At 50.3% G+C, this 21,336-nt stretch carries 17 protein-coding genes; 10 read left to right on the forward strand and 7 right to left on the reverse strand.

What is annotated here, in order from left to right; genetic code table 11:
• Positions 1-8 precede the first annotated feature (8 nt).
• The 3 genes from GS601_RS03125 (at position 9) to hetR (ending at position 3,537) form a co-directional block, all read left to right on the forward strand.
• A complete protein-coding gene (locus GS601_RS03125; protein ID WP_162421817.1) occupies positions 9-1,802 on the forward strand; it encodes an FAD-dependent oxidoreductase in 1,794 nt (597 codons plus the stop codon).
• Positions 1,803-1,937: 135 nt separating this feature from the next.
• Positions 1,938-2,126, forward strand: a complete 189-nt coding sequence (locus GS601_RS03130; RefSeq protein WP_162421818.1) for a hypothetical protein — start codon at positions 1,938-1,940, stop codon at positions 2,124-2,126.
• Positions 2,127-2,631: 505 nt separating this feature from the next.
• A complete protein-coding gene (gene hetR, locus GS601_RS03135; protein ID WP_162421819.1) occupies positions 2,632-3,537 on the forward strand; it encodes a heterocyst differentiation master regulator HetR in 906 nt (301 codons plus the stop codon).
• Between the two features lie 100 nt (positions 3,538-3,637).
• On the opposite strand, the gene GS601_RS03140 is transcribed toward hetR, so the two are convergent.
• Positions 3,638-4,882 carry a class I SAM-dependent methyltransferase gene (locus GS601_RS03140; RefSeq protein WP_162421820.1) on the reverse strand — a complete coding sequence of 415 codons (1,245 nt, stop codon included), beginning with the start codon at positions 4,880-4,882 and terminating at the stop codon, positions 3,638-3,640.
• 289 nt (positions 4,883-5,171) lie between these two features.
• Here GS601_RS03140 and GS601_RS03145 point away from each other — a divergent pair, with 289 nt between their 5' ends.
• On the forward strand, positions 5,172-5,495 hold the full coding sequence (locus GS601_RS03145; protein ID WP_162421821.1) for a phasin family protein: 324 nt from the start codon (positions 5,172-5,174) through the stop codon (positions 5,493-5,495).
• Between the two features lie 77 nt (positions 5,496-5,572).
• The gene (locus GS601_RS03150) at positions 5,573-6,097 is read left to right on the forward strand and encodes an FKBP-type peptidyl-prolyl cis-trans isomerase (RefSeq protein ID WP_162421822.1); all 525 of its coding nucleotides are present in this window, start codon (positions 5,573-5,575) and stop codon (positions 6,095-6,097) included.
• A gap of 214 nt (positions 6,098-6,311) precedes the next feature.
• Here GS601_RS03150 and GS601_RS03155 read toward each other — a convergent pair whose 3' ends face one another.
• Positions 6,312-7,481, reverse strand: coding sequence for a glycosyltransferase (locus GS601_RS03155; protein ID WP_162421823.1), 1,170 nt, complete (start codon positions 7,479-7,481; stop codon positions 6,312-6,314).
• A 1,064-nt stretch (positions 7,482-8,545) separates the two neighbouring features.
• Here GS601_RS03155 and GS601_RS03160 point away from each other — a divergent pair.
• Positions 8,546-9,550 carry a sigma-70 family RNA polymerase sigma factor gene (locus GS601_RS03160; protein ID WP_238393009.1) on the forward strand — a complete coding sequence of 335 codons (1,005 nt, stop codon included), beginning with the start codon at positions 8,546-8,548 and terminating at the stop codon, positions 9,548-9,550.
• Between the two features lie 614 nt (positions 9,551-10,164).
• Positions 10,165-10,599 carry a response regulator gene (locus GS601_RS03165; RefSeq protein WP_238393010.1) on the forward strand — a complete coding sequence of 145 codons (435 nt, stop codon included), beginning with the start codon at positions 10,165-10,167 and terminating at the stop codon, positions 10,597-10,599.
• Positions 10,600-10,618: 19 nt separating this feature from the next.
• Here GS601_RS03165 and GS601_RS03170 read toward each other — a convergent pair whose 3' ends face one another.
• Together GS601_RS03170 and GS601_RS03175 are read right to left on the reverse strand one after the other, a co-directional pair.
• Positions 10,619-11,044 (reverse strand): hypothetical protein, encoded by a 426-nt coding sequence (locus tag GS601_RS03170; protein WP_162421824.1) that lies wholly within the window; start codon positions 11,042-11,044, stop codon positions 10,619-10,621.
• A gap of 116 nt (positions 11,045-11,160) precedes the next feature.
• A complete protein-coding gene (locus GS601_RS03175; RefSeq protein WP_162421825.1) occupies positions 11,161-13,017 on the reverse strand; it encodes a tetratricopeptide repeat protein in 1,857 nt (618 codons plus the stop codon).
• Positions 13,018-13,461: 444 nt separating this feature from the next.
• Between GS601_RS03175 and GS601_RS03180 the strand changes: the two genes are divergently transcribed.
• Positions 13,462-14,001, forward strand: coding sequence for a hypothetical protein (locus GS601_RS03180; protein WP_202924824.1), 540 nt, complete (start codon positions 13,462-13,464; stop codon positions 13,999-14,001).
• 142 nt (positions 14,002-14,143) lie between these two features.
• Here the strand turns inward: GS601_RS03180 and shc are convergent, their stop codons facing one another.
• Positions 14,144-16,147, reverse strand: a complete 2,004-nt coding sequence (shc, locus tag GS601_RS03185; protein ID WP_162421826.1) for a squalene--hopene cyclase — start codon at positions 16,145-16,147, stop codon at positions 14,144-14,146.
• A 436-nt stretch (positions 16,148-16,583) separates the two neighbouring features.
• On the opposite strand from shc, the gene GS601_RS03190 reads away from it, so the two are divergent.
• On the forward strand, positions 16,584-17,048 hold the full coding sequence (locus GS601_RS03190) for a response regulator (protein ID WP_162421827.1): 465 nt from the start codon (positions 16,584-16,586) through the stop codon (positions 17,046-17,048).
• Positions 17,049-17,071: 23 nt separating this feature from the next.
• Complete coding sequence (locus GS601_RS03195; RefSeq protein ID WP_162421828.1) at positions 17,072-17,773, forward strand: helix-turn-helix domain-containing protein; 702 nt, start codon at positions 17,072-17,074, stop codon at positions 17,771-17,773.
• Positions 17,774-18,118: 345 nt separating this feature from the next.
• Here GS601_RS03195 and dnaK read toward each other — a convergent pair whose 3' ends face one another.
• Positions 18,119-20,020, reverse strand: a complete 1,902-nt coding sequence (gene dnaK, locus GS601_RS03200; RefSeq protein WP_162421829.1) for a molecular chaperone DnaK — start codon at positions 20,018-20,020, stop codon at positions 18,119-18,121.
• Positions 20,021-20,317: 297 nt separating this feature from the next.
• Positions 20,318-20,908 (reverse strand): Hsp20/alpha crystallin family protein, encoded by a 591-nt coding sequence (locus tag GS601_RS03205; RefSeq protein WP_162421830.1) that lies wholly within the window; start codon positions 20,906-20,908, stop codon positions 20,318-20,320.
• Positions 20,909-21,336 lie beyond the last annotated feature (428 nt).

Raw genomic sequence — 21,336 nt, forward strand, 5'->3', positions numbered from 1 at the left:
TAGGGGCTATGAAAATTCTTCAAACTGAAGTGTTGGTGGTAGGTGGAGGCACAGGAGGCACAGCCGCTGCGATTCAGGCGGCGCGGCGAGGGGCACACACGATTTTAGTGAGCGAGTTTGCGTGGCTAGGCGGAATGCTAACGAGCGCAGGCGTTTCTGCCCCGGATGGCAATGAGCTAGAAGCCTTTCAAACGGGATTGTGGGGCGCATTTTTGCGTGCTCTAGAGCAGCGTCAACCTGGCGGATTGGATAACGCTTGGGTCAGTTTTTTTACGTATGAACCCCGCATTGGTGCAGAAATCTTTGCCGAGTGGGTTGCCCAATTGGCTAACCTTGACTGGATCGCAGGTCAGGTTCCCCTGGAGGTTTTGAAAGAGGGGGAACGGGTGACGGGGGTTCGCTTTCGCGATATTACCGTGTTTGCCAAGGTGACGATCGATGGTACCGAGTTAGGAGATCTGCTGGCGCTAGGAAAGATTCCCCATCGCTGGGGCTGGGAATTTCAGTCTGAATGGGACGAACCGAGCGCGCCGCGATCGCACACTTCTTTAACAGAACGCTATCCGGTGCAGGCTCCCACATGGGTTGTGATGCTCAAAGATTTTGGAGCCGAGATTGCCCCTAAAATTCCGCCGCCGCCACAGTACACTTCACAACGGTTTGCAGGAGCGTGGGAAAACTACGGCAGCGAGTCTTTTCTAAACTACGGGCGGCTGCCCCAGGGTCAATTTATGATCAATTGGCCGATTCACGGCAACGACTACGGAGAAGGCGTCGAACGGCTGATTGGCGATGCTCAGCAGAAATCCGAATTTCTACAAGCTGCCCTTTGGCATGCTCAAGGCTTTGCTCACTTCATTCAAACTCACCTCGGTCGGCGTTATGGTCTGGCAGAAACCGTGTTTCCCAAAGTGTCTGAAAGCATGGGTGGCGGCGCGTTTGCCCTGCATCCTTACTATCGAGAGAGCCGCCGCCTGATCGGGCGGGTCACGGTTTGCGAGCAAGACATTTTGCCCCAAGGCACGATCGCCCCCCTGCCGATCGCCATCACCGCTGAGGGCTGCGAGACCGTAGAAACCTGGTGTGAAGCGATCGCTATCGGCAACTATGCCAACGATCATCACTACCCTAGCGGCGATATTCCCCTCAAGCCAAAATCGATGCGGTGGGGCGGGCGCTGGACAGGAACCCCCTTCACGATTCCCTACGGCAGCCTCGTATCGGCAACCGTAGACGGCTTTTTAGTATGCGAGAAAAATATTTCGGTGTCGCACATTGCCAATGGTGCAACCCGCTTGCAGCCCCTTGTTTTAGGGATTGGGCAAGCGGCGGGCATGGCGGCAGCGCTATGCATCGAACACAATTGCCAGCCGCGAGAACTGCCCGTGCGATCGCTGCAAAATGCCCTCCTCGACGATGCCTCAGCGCCCGCCGCCATCGTGCCTCTCCTCAACCTGCCGCCCACCCATCCCGACTGGCAGTTTTGGCAGCACTACTACCTCAACAACCCCGAAAGCTACCCAACCAATGGGTATTGTCCTCTATCTTCTCGCCCTCTTTGGCGTCAGCGCCAGCCAGGGTTTCGTTTTTCTGGTACATTTCACCGTCAGGCTGACCAACTCTATTCTCTGACGATGGAAACCCAGACGACGGAAACTCTAGATCAGCCCTGGTCACTCGTCACGCTTAGGGCTGAAATAAATGATACGCTCTATCAGTATCCATCGACCGTGGAATTACTTACCGTCTCAGGTACAATGAACAGTGCTGGGCGGTGGCTCCTCGTAGAATCTCTTGAGTGAGCCATGCTAGCCCTAAGGCAAACAATAATTAAGTGTGCGAGATTACTGAATTTCAGCGAATTCAGGCAATTCGTCCTGATCAATTCTGGGACGGTCTGAATCAAGGAATAGATACCCTGATTCAGATTGAATCCTATGCGTGCTCAAACTTCTGTTGTCTTGTCAGGTTGCCTGATTGCTTGCGCGATCGCAGGCATCTCTGCGATCAAACATTCTGCTTTTTCGTTGCCTCAGTTCAGTGCTGCTCATCCCTCTCAAAATACTTACCTTAGCCACCGAGGTAGCGGACGCATCGAAGGAACTGACATGCATTTCCTAGCTTAATGCTGCTTGTCAGGGCTTCAACAATTTTCATTCAAGCCATCAGCGAGTCCAGGTTCCCTGAATTTATTGAATAAAGTTTGTCTACGGCGGATGTACTCTTCAAGAGGTTGCATCCGCTTTTGCCGTATGCCCTTATTCACTTCATTGTCAACGTTGAGGAGAGGAGTAGATGGGTGCATGAGTTGATGACTAAATATTACTGACCCCCATCCCCCCATCCCCTCTCAGTCTCTCAGTCTCTCCCTTCCACCTTGACAAACCACTAGAGCTACTTCACCAAGCGCCTGTTAACTTTTTGGCACAAAGGGAATGCTATCAGATGTGCCTTTAATTTCGCTAATCATAGATAAATCCGCTACCTGTTTTTTAAAGGCTTCAGCATTTGCATCAGTTGTCGTCCTAAATTCAGCTTCCGATAGGGGTAGAACTGCTATCTTATGGCTAGGGTTTTTAGTGTAATCACTGATTGATCTGTGTATCCTTGTTTCTAGTTGCTCTACCGAATATGACCACCAACCTCGATCTGATCAAACTCTTAAGCCCTAGCGCCATCGATCAGATCATGTTGTATCTTGCCTTTAGCGCCATGCGAACCGGCGGGCATCGCCACGGAGCCTTTTTAGATGCCGCCGCTACTGCTGCAAAATGTGCTATCTACATGACGTATCTAGAGCAAGATGGCAACCTCCGGATGACGGGGCATCTGCACCACATCGAGCCAAAGCGGGTTAAAGCGATCGTTGAAGAAGTGCGACAGGCTCTCACCGAGGGTAAGCTTCTGAAAATGCTAGGATCTCAAGAGCCGCGTTATTTGATTCAGCTTCCGTATGTTTGGTTAGAGCAGTATCCCTGGCATCTAGGGCGATCGCGAGTTCCGGGCACCAGCCTCACCTCTGAGGAGAAGCGAGTGATCGAAAAAAAGCTGCCGACCAATCTCCCGGATGCCTTGCTGATCAACTCCTTCGAGTTTTTAGATTTGATCGAGTTTCTCCATAGCCGCTCTCAGGAAGATTTGCCAGAAGCGCAGCGCATGCCGCTCAGCGAAGCGTTAGCCGAGCATATCAAACGTCGTCTGCTTTACTCTAAAACGGTGACCCGGATTGATTCGCCGTGGGGAATGCCGTTCTATGCCCTGACTCGTGCTTCTTACTATGTGCCCGACGACCCCGAAGAGCGCGCCTACGTGATGATTGAAGACACCGCGCGCTTTTTCCGGCTGATGCAAGATTGGGCAGGTCGGCACGATCGCGTGATGCGTGTGCTAGAAGAGTTGGATATTCCGAGCGATCGCATTGATCAGGCGCTAGAAGAACTCGATGAACTTCTCCGCCAATGGGCAGATCGCTACCATTGCGAGGGGGGTAACCCTTTTGTGGTTCAAATGGTGTTTGGTCCGAGTGAGCAGCCCTAAAACTGACCCCTTCTTCTGCCTTCTCGCGTCCGTCAAAGCGCTGTCAGCCAAACCGGGTCTGTTGAAATGCTGTTGATTTCGATAGAGGTTAGCCCAGAGGTTAGCCCTCTGGTGATTCCGGCTTGTTTGGACTCAACAAGATTAACTGTTGCGCCTGCAACTCACGCACCTGTTTTAGCGGCAGCGGAGCCTCTTGCAAAAGCTCCTGAACAGAGCGCGGTTTCCTTGAAGTTGTGCTCTGCGCTAATTGTGCGTGATTGGTATCGCAAGCCTGGATAAACCGAAACTCTTCTTCCGATAAATTGACAAGCTGATAGTCGTAATTAAACAACGTCCGACTTTCCCACCCATCCATACAGGGGCTGCGATCGGGAATTGCCGTGAGCAGCACCTCATCAGATGACCAATCGGCTAGAGGCAGGTCGCCGTGGGCGAGGAAGAATTCGTAATGGGTGACCGATTCTGGATCGAGGAGTTCGATCAGGCGATAGCGCTGACGATCGCTGAGGTGTTGGGTGCGCTCTAAGAGTTCAGGATTTTTCTCTAGCAACCGCTCGATTTGCCATAGGCGCGGATTGGAGAAGCCCAGAAACCTTAGACCAGAGGCATCGATTAGGTCAAACAGCGTATCGATGGTGTAATCCACCTCTTGCGGATGGACGTACATATCCGCAAAGCATTCATCTCGCTGATTTTCCATCGACCAGCGTTCACGTTCGCGTCTGACCAAGCGGTTGTTTTCTGGCAAGGTTGCAAACAGTTGCCGACCGACGGATACGCCATCGCGGTAGTCTCCTTTACGATCGCCTTGAAGCAGTGCGATCGCAGCTTGCATTAGCTGAATTTCCTGCCGCCCTAGCTCTGCATAGACAAACCCATGCAAAAGCCCGCCGGGGGCAAGTTTGGTTGCCAACGCCTGAATTCCGCGTGCCGGATCAGGCAAGTGATGCAACACACCGACACAGTTGATCAAGTCAAACATGCCGGGAAGTTGATCGGCATCATAAAGGCTGAGATTGTGAAACTCGGCGCGGTTTGCTCCGGAGCGCTGGCAGCGTTCTTTTGCCACTGCCAAGGTTCCTGGGCTGAGATCAATCCCGACGACTGCCGCTTGAGGATTGAGATGGACGAGATACTCCGTTCCAACCCCCGTTCCGCATCCTGCGTCAAGAATCCGAATTGCTTCTCGTTCTGGCTTTTGCCCAGTACAAAAGTTGTAGGCAGTTAGCCAATTCCAGCGCCAGTTGTAGCCCGGAGGGGGTTCATCTAGCAACGGCTCAGGCGGAAATGGGTAAGTGTTGTAAAGTTCTGCGACGGCAGCGCTAATGCTTTGAGAATCTGGCATGACAGACAACGTTGATGGCAGGCTAACGTAGTCTAGTGTCTCATCTGGCGAGTATTCCTGCTGAAAATGGAAGAAGAGATCGTGATGTGACTGGTTAGCGCTGTGACTGGTTAAAAAATCGCAGTTCTCGCCCCACAGCAATCTATAGCAACTTATAAAGCAACTTATAAAGACAGCGCGAATCGTCTACGGACGGTTTCTACGCATTTCAGAAAACTGGCGAGGTTTGCCAAAATAAGTGCAGTAGGCTGAATACAGTGGGCTGCAAATCAAACACGAATTGAACACTATGGATAACAATAATTGGCTGACTCAGCTAGTCATGCTTGGCATCGGCACCACTTCTTTGATGGCAGAGAAGCTAAAAGAAGTCAGCGATCAATGGGTGAGCGAGGGCAAGCTAAATCCGGAGCAGGCAAAGGGCTTTGTCGATGATTTGATGAAGCAAATGAAGACAGAGCAAGGCGGATTTGAGGCGCAAATGCAGCGCCAACTGCGGAATGTGCTGATGGATTTGGGCGTTCCTCGCCAAGCAGAGATGGATGAGTTGCGCGGGCGGCTTGATCGCCTAGAACGCCAGATGCGAGATTTAGAGAACAAACTCTGGAAATAGATGATAGGGCTGAAGCGTAGGGTTCGGTGGCACAATGAGAAAGCCTATTTCAGCAGATCATAGTTCAGGAGATCATTGTGAGAGAAATTCTGATTAGCTTGGGAGTGATGCTGGCGTGCTGTGTGGTGCTTTTGGTTGCACAACTGACTAATCGCAGCGCTGCGATCGCATCCCCCCTGCCTACAACCGAACCCATAACGATGGTTGCTCAAGCCGCAGATTTAAAGCCAATAGCTGCCCCGACCGAACCGATTGAGGAGAAAACACCTGTGACGACCGATTCTGGATTGCAATACACTGATTTGGTAGAAGGAACGGGCGCTTCGCCCACCAAGGGACAGAAGGTAACCGTCCACTACACCGGAACGTTAGAAGACGGGACAAAGTTTGACAGTTCCCGCGATCGCGGTCAACCGTTCGATTTTAAGATCGGGGTTGGTCAGGTGATAAAAGGGTGGGATGAAGGCGTCAGTAGTATGAAAGTGGGCGGTCGGCGTCAGTTAGTTATTCCGCCAGAGTTGGGATATGGGAGCCGAGGGATTGGGCCCATTCCGCCCAACGCGACTCTGCTGTTTGATGTGGAATTATTGAACGTCAGCTAGGCATTTTGGCGCTGCTGATGGTGGGTATGAGCTTTGAGGATGACGATTAGGCACGAGTTGCTGTCGCCTTCAAAGCTTATAGGTGATTGCTTGTTGAATTTGTCATCGATGAGTAGGGGCGCGCCATGGGGTGCGTCTCTACCAGTGTTTAGACCATTTGTTTAGACCATTCGCGATCGCGCTAAAAAGGCTTGGATACAAGGTCAAAAGGCGATCACTCCTGCTGACTATCTGGTAGGTTATACACGCGTCCTTTCCAGGCTCCGCCTTGCCCGCGCCAATGTCTCACCGCAGAATCCATCGTCATCAGCAGGTATAAACTTGCGATCGCCGGTAAACAAGCCCCAAACCAAAGTGAACAATTATAAAATTTAATAATTGGCAAATAACTGATCGTCATCAACGCATAGGTTAACAACCCGACCAATGCTAAACCTGCGTTTCCTACAATTGCTCCTACAACAAGACTGACAATGGGGATTAGGTAAACAAGGATCAGGCCAACTACAGTTCCAAGCAGCAAAAAAGGCGAATACTGTAGCTGCGTATAGGCAGTGCGAGCAACCATCGTCCAAATGGTGTCTAAGGAGTCGTACGGACGCAGACTTTTTGTAGCTGACGCTAGCCCTAACCAAATTCGGCGCGACCCACTGAATTTAATCTGGTGTGCCAGCGCACAATCATCGATCAACGCCTGGCGAATCGCCTCCATGCCGCCTATCCGAACGAGTGCCTCTCGACGAATCAGGCTACAGCCCCCTGCGGCAGCCGCGATCGCAGAGGTTGGCTGGTTTGACCACCGAAACGGATAGAGCTTCGCAAAAAAGAAGACAAACGCCGGAATTAATAGATTTTCCCAGAAACTCTCGCAGCGCAGGCGCACCATCAGTGACACCAATTCGCGATCGTCGTTCACCGCTTTAGCAACCAGCTTACTTAGGTTAGTTGGCTCATGCTCAATGTCTGCATCTGTCAACAGCACATAGTCAGGCTGAAACGCCATCGCCTGCTGAATGCCTTGTTCTAGCGCCCACAGTTTGCCTGTCCAGCCCGGTGGCAGCGATGCTGCCGCAATGATGTGCAACCGGTGAGATTGACCCAGCGAGATCGCCGTTTCTTTGGCAATATCCGCCGTGCGATCACGGCTGTGGTCATCGACTAAAAAAATCGTTAGCGAGCCAGGGTAGCGTTGAGTAAGCAGCGATCGCATCGTCACTGCAATGAAATCCGCTTCGTCCCGCGCCGGAACCACAACACAAACCGAGGGCGCAGGCGCGATCGGCTCCTCCCGAAGCTGTTGGTCTGTTCGCCAAAACCAACCTCTAAACCCCAACAAATAGATCCAAATGACCAACGACAGAATAGCTAACCCTAATTCATTCATGGAAAATTTAGGCTTTCAGAATTTGGCAGAGTCGATGATGCATGTCAAAGTTTCCCCACTTTTAAGTCGCTCCTCGCCTCAGTTGTTGGCTAAAAACGCTATGGGGACTTGAAAAATACAGATTCAAACGGCTAGATTTGCTCTCACCCTAGCACTGCCCTGCATGGGAGAAAGCAAGAAAAGTTTTCCCTCTCCCACCTATGTTCGACCTGCAAACGCTTCGACTTGCTGCCCAAACATAGGACTTAACCGCCGACGCGCCCTCTAGATGGGATTCACGCCCCTGGTCGTCTCTGCACCTTGCTTAAATGCACTTAAATGCCCATCAGCTTCTCATTAATTGGCTATGTTTTCAAGCGGCTCTGAGCATCTGTGATAGGGTCGCCGCATCGCAAACGGAACATCACAACCCCCAAGAGAGTCTCTCGCCTAATGCTTCCAAATCTTCTGTCCAATTTCTCTATACGGTAACGACGTGCAAATGGATGCTGTTGCGAGTTACGGCAAAAAAGTAAGGTGTTAGGTAACTCTTTTATCTGTGACTCAGCACCCAGATTGCTGCCCTTGACTTGAGTAAAAGCACTTACATCCTTTCTTCGCGCTTCGTTAAGACTCACTTTTGCATCGTAGATTGCCTTTCACACAAGTTAACGCCAGAAGAATGATTATAAAAAGCTTATTTATTTTTAATTTATTTCTTTAAAAGATGTTTCTGCCCTTGATTTTATCTACTGATTCGATTACTAATTCCTCAATGCTGATATGGGTGATTTCACCCAAGAAATAGCTCCTCCGCGGCTGCCACTCTTTCTTGGGTCGGTTTGACGGTTCAGCAAAAATAACTAACATGCCAACTTGCCCCAAATTTACTTCTTCCGTGTAGGTACTGATTTTTTATTTGAAAGCAGCATGATATTAATTTAGCAACAAAAACGGAAAGGCTCGATCAAAAAACAATCAAAGAATCGATCTTTTCCAGAAAAGCTGTGAGCAACTTGCACAAAGTAAGCTACAGTTGGAGTCAAATTTTTAAGGCGTTAATTCCCCCTTTGGCGTGACCTCAAATGACAACTCAATCCCCCGCTAAATCTTTGACTGTTGACCCGTTTGCTGTCGATACCGATGTTGATACGATTGATGTCGATACTTCTGATATAACCGCCCTTGAAGATGAAGATCTTTCTCCCGAAGGATTAGCAAAAGCATTGCGCGGTAAAGCAGGCGAGTATATGGGTCTATCAGATGACTCGGTTGGAATGTTTTTACGGGAAATGGCTCGCTACCCATTGCTTACTCAAGCTCAAGAAATTGAACTGGCGCGAGAAATTGCCAAAGGCGGCATCAAAGGTGAACAGGCAAAACGGAGATTAGTTAGAGCAAACCTTCGCCTTGTGGTGTCGATCGCTAAGAAGTATCTCAATCGCGGCGTGCCGTTTTTAGATCTCATCCAAGAAGGAGCGATGGGATTGATGAGAGCGGCAGAAAAGTTTGACTATGAGCGGGGCTATAAATTCTCAACCTATGCATACTGGTGGATTCGCCAAGGCATTACCCGTGCGATCGCATCTCAATCTCGGACGGTGCGGTTACCGGTGCATATGGTTGAAAAACTGAACCAGGTGCGGAAGGTGCGGCAATCGCTGTCTCAAACCTTGGGACGCAAGCCCAATAAGGCAGAACTCGCCGCCGCGCTTGATATGGATGAAGACAAACTAGAACAGGTTCTAGATGTCAGTCAGCGCACGTTGTCGCTTCATGCGTGGGTTGGGCGAGACGAAGATACGGAACTGATGCAGTTGATCGAAGATGCCGACAATGTTGCCCCCAATGACAACTTAGACCACAAATTGTTGTGCGATCGCCTCGGTTCTGTTCTCGAACATTTAAGCGATCGCGAGCGGGAAATTATCAAGCTCAGATTTGGCTTAACCGATGGTCAGCACTATACCTTGAGTGAAATTGGGCAAATTTATGACTTATCGCGGGAGCGCGTGCGCCAGATTCAGGCAAAGGCGATGCGTAAGCTACGTCATCCTCGCCGCCAAGCCTTGCTAAAAGACTGGATGTAAATGAATGGCGGCTTCAGGTTTAAGGTGATTTCGACGGTACGAATGCTGGTGTAATAGCCATATTTTGTCCCGATCGATTCAGTGCAAATAAGATACTCAGACTCCATTTCACCGTTGGCTGATCTAACTGCTTTGCTCTCAAGCTTGAGTTCTAAGTTAGTTGCTAAGAGTAATGTAGAGCGTTGCCTGAGTTGCCATTAGTCAACAATTACCATTAGGCAGTTCGCTAAAAAGGTTGTAGTTCAACCAAATCGACAATTCAAATCGACGGTTCAAATTGGCTTTTTTCTGCGATCGCGGCGATCAGATTAGCAGTTTGTCCCTAGAAATGCTCAGATTATGGTGGCTTGACCAGACTGATCAAGCGATCGATTTCAATTCATGCTTGCAAAAAATTGCTGCTCTTAGTTCGATTTCAAACCTATAAATGGTTTTTCAACTAACCCAATCAAGGAAGCTTCATAGACTATTTACATCGGGGCTAAACTGCGGTTACATCTACGCCGAATTGCGTAACTTTACGGCTTTTGGGGCAGCTTCTTGCAACACCTAAATTAACGTAATCCCTTCGGTAGAGGACTGCAAATGCACAAAGTTCTACACTTTTACAACGAATGAGTAACTCTGCCCGATTGCGTCCTATGTTGTCTTGTGAGCAAAAAGTGTTGCGTGTCTTAGTTGTCGATGATCATGAGCTAACCCGCTTTAGCCTAAAGTTAGCTCTTCAAAGTCAAGCCGATATTGAATTGGTAGGCTTGGCGAGTAATGGTCGAGAGGCTGTAGAAATGGCGAACCGCTATTCGCCAGATGTGATTATTCTGGATCTGCAAATGCCAGTGATGGATGGACTCACCGCTTCGTCAGAAATCAAGACTCTGTATCCCAACACCCGCATCCTTGCTTACTCGTCTCTCGAAGACCCCCAAACCGAAGTGATGCTGCAAACCGCGAAGGTAGATGCATTTTGCAAGAAAGATACAGCAATGAAAGATCTCATCGCTATGGTGAATAAGCTAGGCAACCACACAGACGATGGGGCGAGCCGATAAGGTCTACAAAACACTTGCTCTACCGTTTCTGCGGCGCAATTGAGAGTGTATAAGGGTTTTGCCCTTGAGCACGATCGCCAACAAACACAGAGTAAGTGCCTTTCGTCCAGCGTCCCGGAATTTCGATTTTGCCTTTCGAGAGTTTGTCTGCCTGTAGGCAAATATTTTGTCCTTGAAGCCCAGTGATGAGCAGCGTTGGCGCACCTGCACCTTGCAAACTGAGACGGAGATTGGTGTCGGCAGTCACCTGAATGGTATGGTTTGGCATCTTTGCAATGTAGCCAGCGCAGCCCGCGTCTTTCCTGGTGCCTCCAGAGGTGCCGCTCAAGGAAATAGATTGAGAGCCAGGCGAAATAGAAACGGGTTGGCTTGCCGCCAATCCTGACAGCGCAAACACGGTCGCGATCGCGGTTGGAATAATTGACCACTGAGCAGAGAGTTTCATAAGTGTTCCGGGGCTAACTGAGCTATTTTCAGTATGAACAGTTACGAAAAGCAACTCATGGTGAGATGTTCATCTTGTTTAAGTGGCACCTACTGAGAAGGCGGCGGGGTGGAACGTTAAGACGTTTGATAGCGATCTAAAAGTTGGGGGAGATAGTCGTATCCGTCTACGCCAATTTCTGAGATCAGCCGCGATCGCTGCTCCGTTAAAATTTGCTGAAATTGCTCGCCTAGCTGACCGCGCAAAATGCTGAGTAAGCCTGCGGTTTGTCGCCACTCGGCTGACCCCATTTGCTCTAGCTGGTAGGTAGACAGCGCCCCACACACGATGGCACTGTCATAGGTTTTGAGTTGGTAGAAGGCTTCGGCAAAGGTCGCAAGGCTCACCGCCTGGAGGTAGGCATCTCCGGCGGCGGCGGCTAACTGTCTGCCGTTTTCGAGGTGAAGTAGGGCTTGGTCTGGCTTGCCCAACGTCACATAAGCGCTGCCTAAACTGATAGAACAAAGGGCTTTACTTTGCCCATCTCCCAGGCGATCGCTGAGGGCTAATCCTTGTTCTAGATAGGCGATTGCCTGTTCATAGCGCTCTGGTTCGGCTTCTAAGTGTTGGGCTTGGAACACTTCGCTGTAGCCTAGGTTGGCAAGCGCGTTGGCTTCTCCCATGCGATCGCCGGTTTGCCGACTTAGCACTAGCGCACGCTGAGCATACCTGATCGCTTCAGTGTAGTTTTTCTCGTTAACATAAATGCGGCTGAGATGATTTAGGTTTGCAATCTCGCACCTGCGATCGCCTGCTTCTTGAGCAATGTCTTTAGCCGTGACGTGTAATTCTTTTGCCGTTTCCAAAGCGCCGACGACGCGCTGAGTTGAGCCAAGCAGGGTCAAGATTCTGGCTTGTTCTTGGGTGCCCTCGGCGCGTTTGAGGGGTTCGCTCAAATAGTTCATGGCATCTCGGAAATAGTCTCCGGTAAACGAGGCAAAAAAGGTGCCATACAGTGGAAAATAATCGCGCTGGGCAAAGACTCGCAGCCCTTGGATGGTCATCCGAAAGGAGGCTTCCGTAAACCGCTCACGGTTGATCGAATTTAACAACGCCGATTGCTGAAACCCGTTGGCAAGCTGTGACCAAAGAATCCCAAAGGTGAGAAAGACCGACACCGAGAGTTGAGTTCCGATTTTGGAACTGTACGCCTGATTTTCTGCCCAATTGACCAAACCCCGTTGAAGGGTTTGCAGCGCGATCGCAGCTTCGATCCAGTCTGCCAGGGTCACGTCTGATCGATGAGATGCCCACGCGATCGCCGATTCTTCTCGGTTCAACGCTTCAAAAAACGACTTGAGAAACTTTCCAACAGGCTGCTTTGACCAGAGTTCCCACGGTTTGACTCCTGGCGTGCTCCCAAAGCCCATTTGCTCTTGTCCATACATCCAACTAATCAAATAGGGCTGGAGGTGAGACCACGAGGCTAACCCGCGAGTGATGCCTTCAGAAATTTGCGCCAGTTCGTGCTGGGTGGCGGCATCAGAAACTGGATATTGGCGCAGGGTGGTTGCGAGGTGCTGAAGGGCTTCGGCGTTGAGGCTGTGAGGGCGGTTGGGATCGCTGATGCTGAGAACTGCCAGCAAACGGTCTGAGGGGTCGGCTTGCAGAATTTGATTGACCGCCGCCGCGATCGCACCGCGTGCCTGATTTTCGGTTTGCCACCGTTCCCATTCGCCTTGAATCGTTTTGATCGCGCGCAAACTGCGAGTGGCTTTCGCTTGTTTTAGTTCATCGTCTGACTTGGCATCGCGCTCTAGGGTAGTGGTGCGATCGCGCAAACTAATTTCAAAACTGTCTCCGCTATTGGGTTCAATATCTTGCACCAGCAGTTGATAGACCTGCTCTTTTGAACGAATGTTGCCCTTGAGAGTTTGCTGAATGATGTGGTTGAGCAATTCGGTATAGCGATCGCGTAGGGCTTGGTCAGACATAGCACTTCATCTTTTAGGATTAATCACGCTCTTTTATTCTATAAACCTTGCACCAATTCATTGCCGATTCATTGCCGAAGCGATCGCATTGAATAAGGGTTGATTTGCCTATCCAATCGTCGTAATATCTCGTTAGTTGCCCGACATATCAAGTTTTTTGGCTGTTTTGCGGTAGCTTTAGCAAGCCTTTTAGAGGCTATATTTTTTGAAACTGGGTCACAAATTTAGGACGCTTTGAAGCTGTCGGTTAACCCGCTTTTTTCAACCTTTTGGCACACGCTGTACTCTTCTATTTGTGCCTTTTGGTAATTGTCAATTCCCTGCCTAAAGTTTACAAAGTTTGAGTATTATGAGTAATAAGTTTTAGACCCTTTGGGCGGATCAAAACTACGATTTGCATCGTCCAAGCTTCTAAACGGTGATGGGTGAATGAGGAGTGAATGAATGAACTACGATAAATCGTCTGGTCTGCATGTTCAACTGAAAGCGCTCTCAGCCAAGCTGGTTTTGTTTATGGCGGCAGGGTTGGCTGTGGTCGGTTATCAAACGTCTGCCTCTGCCCAAGCTGCCTATGGAAGCTACATTGGGGTCGGGCCAGCCTTTGGGCTAACCGAAGGGAGTCAAGAAGATGAAAATCGGCAGGTTGCGGGGGTTGTTGCGGCTCGCTACAAGTTCCTGAGATCTCCGATTTCTGCCCGTGCCCAAGCGTTTATTGGAGATGGGCTAACGCTGGTTCCCACCGTTTCTTATGATTACCCCCTTAACTGGCAAACAGATGTGTATTTGGGGGCAGGGGCATCGATTCCGATCGGCGGCAGTACCGTTTTAGGTAACAAAACCAGCTTTGCGCTTCAACCTGGGATTGACTACACGTTGCCAAACAGCAATTTGGTTGTGTTTGGAAATGCGGTCATTTCGTTTGGTGGCTATCGAAGTGGTGGAGCCGCAACATCGTTGCAAGGCGGTGTGGGTTTGCGCTTTTAAAAGGACGATATTTGTTGCCGTTCGTAAAATGCTGAGTGTTGCCCTCACCCTACCCCTCTCCCACTGGAGAGGGAGCAGGACTCTGGTTCTAGGGTCTGGTTCTAGGGGGTGAGGGCTTCCGTTTAATTGTGCCTAATTGCACCTACTGGTTTACCCGCGATTTAGCCTTGGCGGTTTGATATCGCCCCAACGCCGTCAATGGAAAGTGCTGAAAGTAAAGATGATATTTTAGGTAGAAGTGCCCCGGAAAGCCGGTTCCGGTGAAGTAATCTTCGCGCCATGCGCCATTGTCTCCCTGCGTCTTGATCAACCATTCAACGCCTCGATCGATCGCGCCCCAAACAGACTCTCCCAAGGCTTCTGCGGCGGCGAGCAACCCACTCACGGCCCAAGCGGTTTGCGATGCGGTGCTTTCTCCTTTGCCTTTGAGAGCGGGATTTTTATAGCTCTCGCAGGTTTCGCCCCACCCTCCATCGGGGTTTTGGCACTGCACCAGCCAAGTTGCACCCCGGTAAATGGCTTGCCGATGGGTGGTTGGAGCTACGATCGCAAGGGCTGATAAAGCGCCACTCGTGCCATAAATGTAGTTCACCCCCCACCGCCCAAACCATGAGCCATCGGGTTCTTGGGCGCGGGCGAGGTAGGTTAGGGCACGCTCAGTTTGTGCCGGACTCAGCCCTGCAACCAAACTCGGATCGAGGGATGCCGTTTCCAATCGTCCTAACATTTCTAAAACTCGTGCCGTAACATCTGCTGTGTTGGGATCGATCATGGCTTTGAGATCGCCGTAAGGAACGGCATTGATCCAGTCTTGATCGTTATCGAGATCAAACGCTGCCCAGCCTCCCGGTTTGCACTGCATGGTGCTGATCCACTCTACGGCACGTTTGATGGCTTGTTCGGTCGATCGGGGGTTGGGCATGGCGAGGTTAGCGAGTGCCATCACCACCACCGCCGTATCATCCACGTCGGGATAAAATCGATTGTCAAATTCAAATGCCCAGCCTCCTGGCTTGCCGACGGTGTTTTTTACTGCCCAATCGCCATAGTCGAGAATTTGCCGATCTAGAAGCCACTGTCCGGCTTTGGTCAGGGCGGGATGGTCGGCAGCCATGCCCGACTCGACGAGCGATCGCATCACCAACGCCGTATCCCACACCGGAGAAACACAGGCTTGCATGCGGTAGGTGTCGTCTGTTTCGAGGGCAAAGTTGTCGATCGCGTGGAGTCCTCGTTCCACGATTGGGTCAGCAGCATCGTAGCCCAAGCAGCGCAATGCCAGCATCGAGTTCAGCATTGCCGGGATAATGCCGCCCCAGTCGCCTGTGGGTTCTTGCCGCTCTAAAATCCACTGTTCCGCCGCGTTTAGCCCCGCTTCCCGAAACGGAACTAAATTCCAGTCTTCTGCAACCTTAAATGCCTTGTCTAAACTGAGAAACACATCTGACCAGTCAGAATTGCTCGGCAGTTCGTAGTTTGCGTGGGCAATGCCTTCGACATAAAGTTCATCTAAGGTGATGGTTGGGCTGGTGATAAACACAGGCTTGCGATCGAACACCACCAGCAGCGGAACCGTACTCCCCCGTGCCCAACTTGACATTTCATAAATGCTGAAGCTATGCCCTGAGAAAAATGGCTCTGAGCCAAACGGATTGGGCAGTTCGACCTTCAGCGACGGCAGCAGCATAAGCCAGGGTGGAATCGACGGTAGCCCGCGCCAGTCGTAGCAGCCAATTAGGGCTAGGTGAAACTTGGTGAAGATTCGCGTTTGGGTGATGCCACCACGCGATAGAATGACCTCTTTTGCCCGCAGCAGTGCCGGATCGTGGGCAGGAACGCCTAGCAACCGCAGCGCCATGTAGGTTTCTACGGTGACGTTGAGATCGCCACCATCCCCATACCAAAGTTCCCAACCGCCATGATCACGCTGCTGCGATCGCAGGTATTTCTCTGCTTTATCGAGGGGGCGAGACTGATCGGTGCCCCAAATCTTATGCAGCAAAACTGCTTCTGCTGTCATCGTTACGTTTGATTCGAGTTCTGCCCACCAATGCCCTTCCGGTTTCTGAATTGATAATAAGTAGGTTTGGCTAGCGTTGATAGCGCGCTCTAAAAGCGAGATTTCCGCTCGATTCTCTAATTGCATATTGCTCCCCACTTACTCAATATTTATTGCAGTTGCTTATACATTTATAGATAGATTAATAGGTCTTATGCAATTGAGAAGACAGCCCTCGTGAAATGGAGTAAAAACGAACGAGAGAGCCTTGAGCTATACCTTAAGTCGATGAACTCAATTAAATAAATTTGCAATAAATTTGCTTTGTCATCCTCAAACAAACTATGCGCCCAAGTTACGAATCTTTTCCTCGAAAATTTTATAACTTTTAATTAAGTTTATGAAGATAAAAAGTACCTGAGTACGGTCTTGTACTGACGGCTGCATAAAGACCAAACTATTCTTGGGTCAGACGGAGATCTGTTCCATTATCGATTTCTTATAAAACATTCCGAGACTATGAGAGGCTGCTAGGCGGCAATGCCCCAACCTAGCTATTAGGAACCTTTAGCATAAAATTGCAATGGATAATTTTTCTTTGCTGCTCGATGGGCTGCAAGTGCTAGTCGTTGATCCCCACGCCGACTCCAGACGGTTGTTGTCTACTTTGTTTGCTCTGTATGGTGTTGAGACCTTTGAGGTGGAAACCGCGCAACAAGCCATAGACCTTCTAAGCCATACTCAGCCCTACATGGTGATCAGCGAACTTTACTTGCCTGATCAAGGGGTTTATTCCCTGATGGACACGGTGAAAAAGATTGAGCACGCGCGCCATATTCGGTTGCCTGCCATAGCCCTGACTTCCTTTGCCAGAGATTGCGATCGCAGCAGCGCGATCGCGGCTGGGTTCTCCCGATATGTTTCAAAACCCTGCAATCTTGATGACCTCCTGGAAATTGTGGCAGATCTAGCCCATCGAGAGCCATATACCTACGAGACCGATTTTCTTACAGAGGATCTAATTTCCGCTTTGAGATACGCTCAGTAGATCCTCGTTTTAAGGGAACGCTTGTGACCGATGAAAACCGTCTCCTTGGGTTGCTACCAAAGGAGATATACGAACACCTTAACCCCGATCTAGAACGAGTTTCCCTAACACGAGACACTATCCTTCATCATCCGGGTCAAGCTATTCAATATGTCTATTTCCCGATTGATTGTTTGCTATCCGTCACAATGACGATGAACAATGGCGCAACGACCGAAGTTGCACTGCTGGGAAAGTTTGAAGCGTTGGGCATCCAAGCTGTGATCAGCAGCAGACCAACCGTTGCTCAAACGACAGATCTGGTTCAAAAAGAGGGCGACGCGTTCCAAATCAAGGCTGAAATCCTTCGTCATGAGTTTAACCACAGCCAAGAACTGCGAGATCTCTTGCTAGATTACACTCAAGCCCTGATCGCCCAGATTTCTCAAACATCTGCCTGCAACAGCCTCCATACGCTAGAGCAACGGTTTGCGCGCTGGCTGTTAGAACTGCAAGACCGGATTGAGTCAGACGATATCAAGATCACACAAGAGTTTATCTCCCACATGCTGGGGGTGCGGCGAGCAGGGGTGACTCAAGCGGCTCAAAAGTTCAAAGAGAAAGGCTTGATTTCCTATCGGCGGGGACACATTCAAATTCTCGATCAACAGGGGCTAGAATCAACCGCCTGTGAATGCTTTGGCTGCCTCAAGAAAGAGTACGATCGCTTGCTTGGCGGAAAGTAGGAATATTACAGCGATTTTCAGATGATACGTTTAATCTAACAGGTGAATGATTAATGAGGCGCGATCGCGAGGCGTCATACCTAATTAATTTTTCACGGCGACAGATCTCTCGGTTCCCCTGCCTACGGCATCCCCCCTGGGTCAGGAGAGACTTTCCGGCTCCTCTCCTGACCAAAGGAGGAGTTGGGGGAGGTCGCAGGTCTATAGCGTTTACAGATTAATTTGGTATCAAGTCTGTCAACACCTGTAAGTAACCACCTAAAAAAAAGCGGGTGACCTCCTTTCAGAAACCACCCGCTTTTTAACAGTTAGACCTCAAGTGCTAGGACTGACGATTGGTTAACGCTACTTCGACTCGGTAAAGTCAGCGTCAATCACATCATCTCCGCTCGGAGGCGAATCTCCGCCCGGAGCCGCGCCTGCATCAGATCCCGGAGCTTCGCCGCCCGATTGCTGATACAGATTAGTCGTGATGCCATAGAGCGCTTGTTGTAGATCGGTGGTCATCGTCTTGATGCGATCGAAGTCTTCTGATGCGATCGCTTCTCTAAGATCCTTCACCAATCCATCTACCTTGGTCTTGTCGTCTACCGGCACCTTATCGCCCAGTTCGCTCATTTGCTTCTCAGCTTGGTAAGCCAGCGAGTCGGCTTGGTTCTTAAGGTCGATGCGCTCACGCCGCTCTTTATCGGTCGAGGCATTTTGTTCTGCATCGCGCACCATCCGCTCGACGTCATCTTTAGGCAACGTAGACGCGCCCGTGATGCTGATCGACTGCTCTTTACCCGTGCCTTTGTCTTTTGCAGAGACAGTCAAGATGCCGTTTGCATCAATGTCAAACACCACTTCGATTTGCGGAACCCCACGAGGAGCCGGAGGAATACCGTCTAGACGGAACGTTCCGAGGCTCTTGTTGTCGTTCGACATTTCGCGCTCACCTTGCAGCACATGGATTTCTACATTGCTCTGTCCATCCACAGCGGTAGAAAACACTTCAGACTTCTTGGTCGGAATCGTGGTGTTGCGAGGAATAATTTTGGTCATCACGCCACCCAAGGTTTCCACCCCCAGCGAGAGCGGAGACACATCAAGTAAAAGAATATCCTTTACTTCTCCAGCCAACACACCCGCTTGAATGGCTGCCCCGATCGCTACCACTTCATCCGGGTTCACGGTCTGATTTGGGGCTTTGCCAAGCACCCGCTTCACCACATCTTGCACCGCCGGAATCCGAGTGGAACCCCCAACGAGCACCACTTCATCGACCTTACTTTTGTCGAGCTTAGAATCGCGGAGCGCCGCTTCGACTGGCACCCGGCAGCGATCGATTAGATCGGCGCACAACTCTTCAAACTTGCCACGGGTCAACGTAGTGTCGAGGTGCTTTGGGCCGTCTTGCGTAGCAGTGATAAATGGCAAGTTGATTTCAGCTTGAGTCACGCTAGAAAGCTCCATTTTTGCCTTCTCAGCCGCCTCGGTCAAACGTTGCAGCGCTTGCTTGTCTTTGCGCAAATCGATGCCTTCTGCCTTCTGGAACTCAGCCGCAAGGTAGTCTACGATCTTTTTATCAAAGTCGTCACCGCCTAAGTGAGTGTCACCAGAGGTTGCCAGCACCTCAAACACACCATCGCCTACTTCTAGGATCGACACGTCAAACGTGCCGCCCCCCAAGTCAAAGACGAGGATTGTTTCATTGCTTTTCTTATCGAGACCGTAGGCTAAGGCGGCTGCCGTTGGCTCGTTGATAATCCGCAAAACCTCAACCCCAGCAATCTTGCCAGCATCTTTGGTAGCTTGGCGCTGAGAGTCGTTAAAGTAAGCAGGAACTGTGATCACGGCTTGGGTCACGGTTTCGCCCAAGTACTTGCTGGCATCTTCGATCAGCTTACGCAGCACTTGTGCAGAAATTTCTTCGGGTGCAAACTGCTTGCCTGCGGCTGGGCAGTCAAGCTTAACGTTGCCCCCTGCATTGAGAACTTTATAAGAGACTTCAGTCGCTTCGTGGGTTACTTCGTCAAACCGGCGACCGATAAAGCGTTTGACCGAATAGAACGTGTTTTCCGGGTTCATAACGGCTTGGCGCTTTGCAATCTGACCGACCAAGCGATCGCCGTTTTTCGCAAATGCCACAACCGAGGGTGTTGTACGGAACCCTTCTGCGTTGGCAATAACAGTGGGCTTGCCACCCTCCATAACTGCAACACAAGAGTTTGTCGTACCTAAATCAATTCCAACAACCTTTGCCATATGAGTGCTTTGGCTCCATCAAATTCAGCGTGTTTAATATTTGGGGATTGGCGAGTCGTGCCAGAACAGGCAGGAGGGCGGCGCGGACTCCAACGGGTTTGCGAGAGAGTAAAACCTAATTGCCGAAAGCAACACAAATCCCCCTCTCTATATACTGTTCAGGTTCGGCACTTCCATGAAGGGGTATTTACCGAACCTTTTTTGGTGGGGTGGAGTAGGGAGCGGGGTGAAGAAATAGCTGAAAACAGCCTCCCTATCTATCTTCTAACTCCAACGCTTCCCTACTGCCGATCCGGCTTAGCTTTGCCAAGCATCGTTACTGCTATTGGCGGCTTCGACCTGATTGTGCTCTGCGTCGATCGCTTCGGCAGAGCCGTTCTCTGAAGGTTGCTCAGCCGGAGCAATGGCTTCAGAAGTAGTGGTTCCTGCCAAGGTCACTTTTACAACCGAAGGCTTGAGAGCTTCGACTCGCGGCAGCGTCAGGGTCAAAATGCCATCTTTGAACTCGGCTTTGACCTGATCGTTTTGTACCGGGACAGGAAGCGCAATCACGCGATTGAAACTGCCGTAGCGGAACTCAGAGTGGAAGTAGCCATTTTCGTCGGTTTTGTTCTCAAACGTGTGCTCACCAGAAATGGAGACTGCCTTGCGACCGACTTGGATATCGAGATGTTCAGCGTCGATTCCGGGAAGCTGAGCGCGAAGGGTCAACTCGGTGTCTGTGCTGGTGAGTTCGATCGCGGGTATCCAGGGTTGCTCATCAGAGTTAAGCAAGGCTTCGCGCGCTGGGATCATGTCTTCAAACATGCGTACTGCTTCACCAAAGGGCGCAAACTGACGACGAAGAGTTTCCATTTCTTGCCAAGGTTGCCAACGAAGAGTCATCATTACAATCACCTTTTAGATTCATTAAAGAGAGTAGTAAAGACAACGAGTTGTTTAAGAAAGAAAGAGGTGTAAATCAACTGCGCTTGTCTGTATGTATCTACTGTAAGGGGAGCGCGCGATCGCGGCATTGAGGCAAACCGTAATCTTGATGTTGGGGTTCCCGATGGCAGCAAAATTTAACGGAGGTGGGTTTACCGTTTAACGGGTTGGGTTTACCGTACAGAGAGGCTTTTGCGCGGCTTTAGCTTCAGCCTAATATCGAAGAAAACTGCCCATTGCTAAGCTCTAAAGTTGCACTCGCGATCGCAGATTTTACAATGCTTTCTAAAACGTAATAGGTGATGTTTTGATCATCAACTTGAAGAATCAGAAAAACTTACTGTTTGCTTATCACAGCGATCGTAAAAACCTTTACCAAAAAACCGCAC

This window comes from Myxacorys almedinensis A, from assembly GCF_010091945.1.
Taxonomy (GTDB): domain Bacteria; phylum Cyanobacteriota; class Cyanobacteriia; order Leptolyngbyales; family Leptolyngbyaceae; genus Myxacorys; species Myxacorys almedinensis.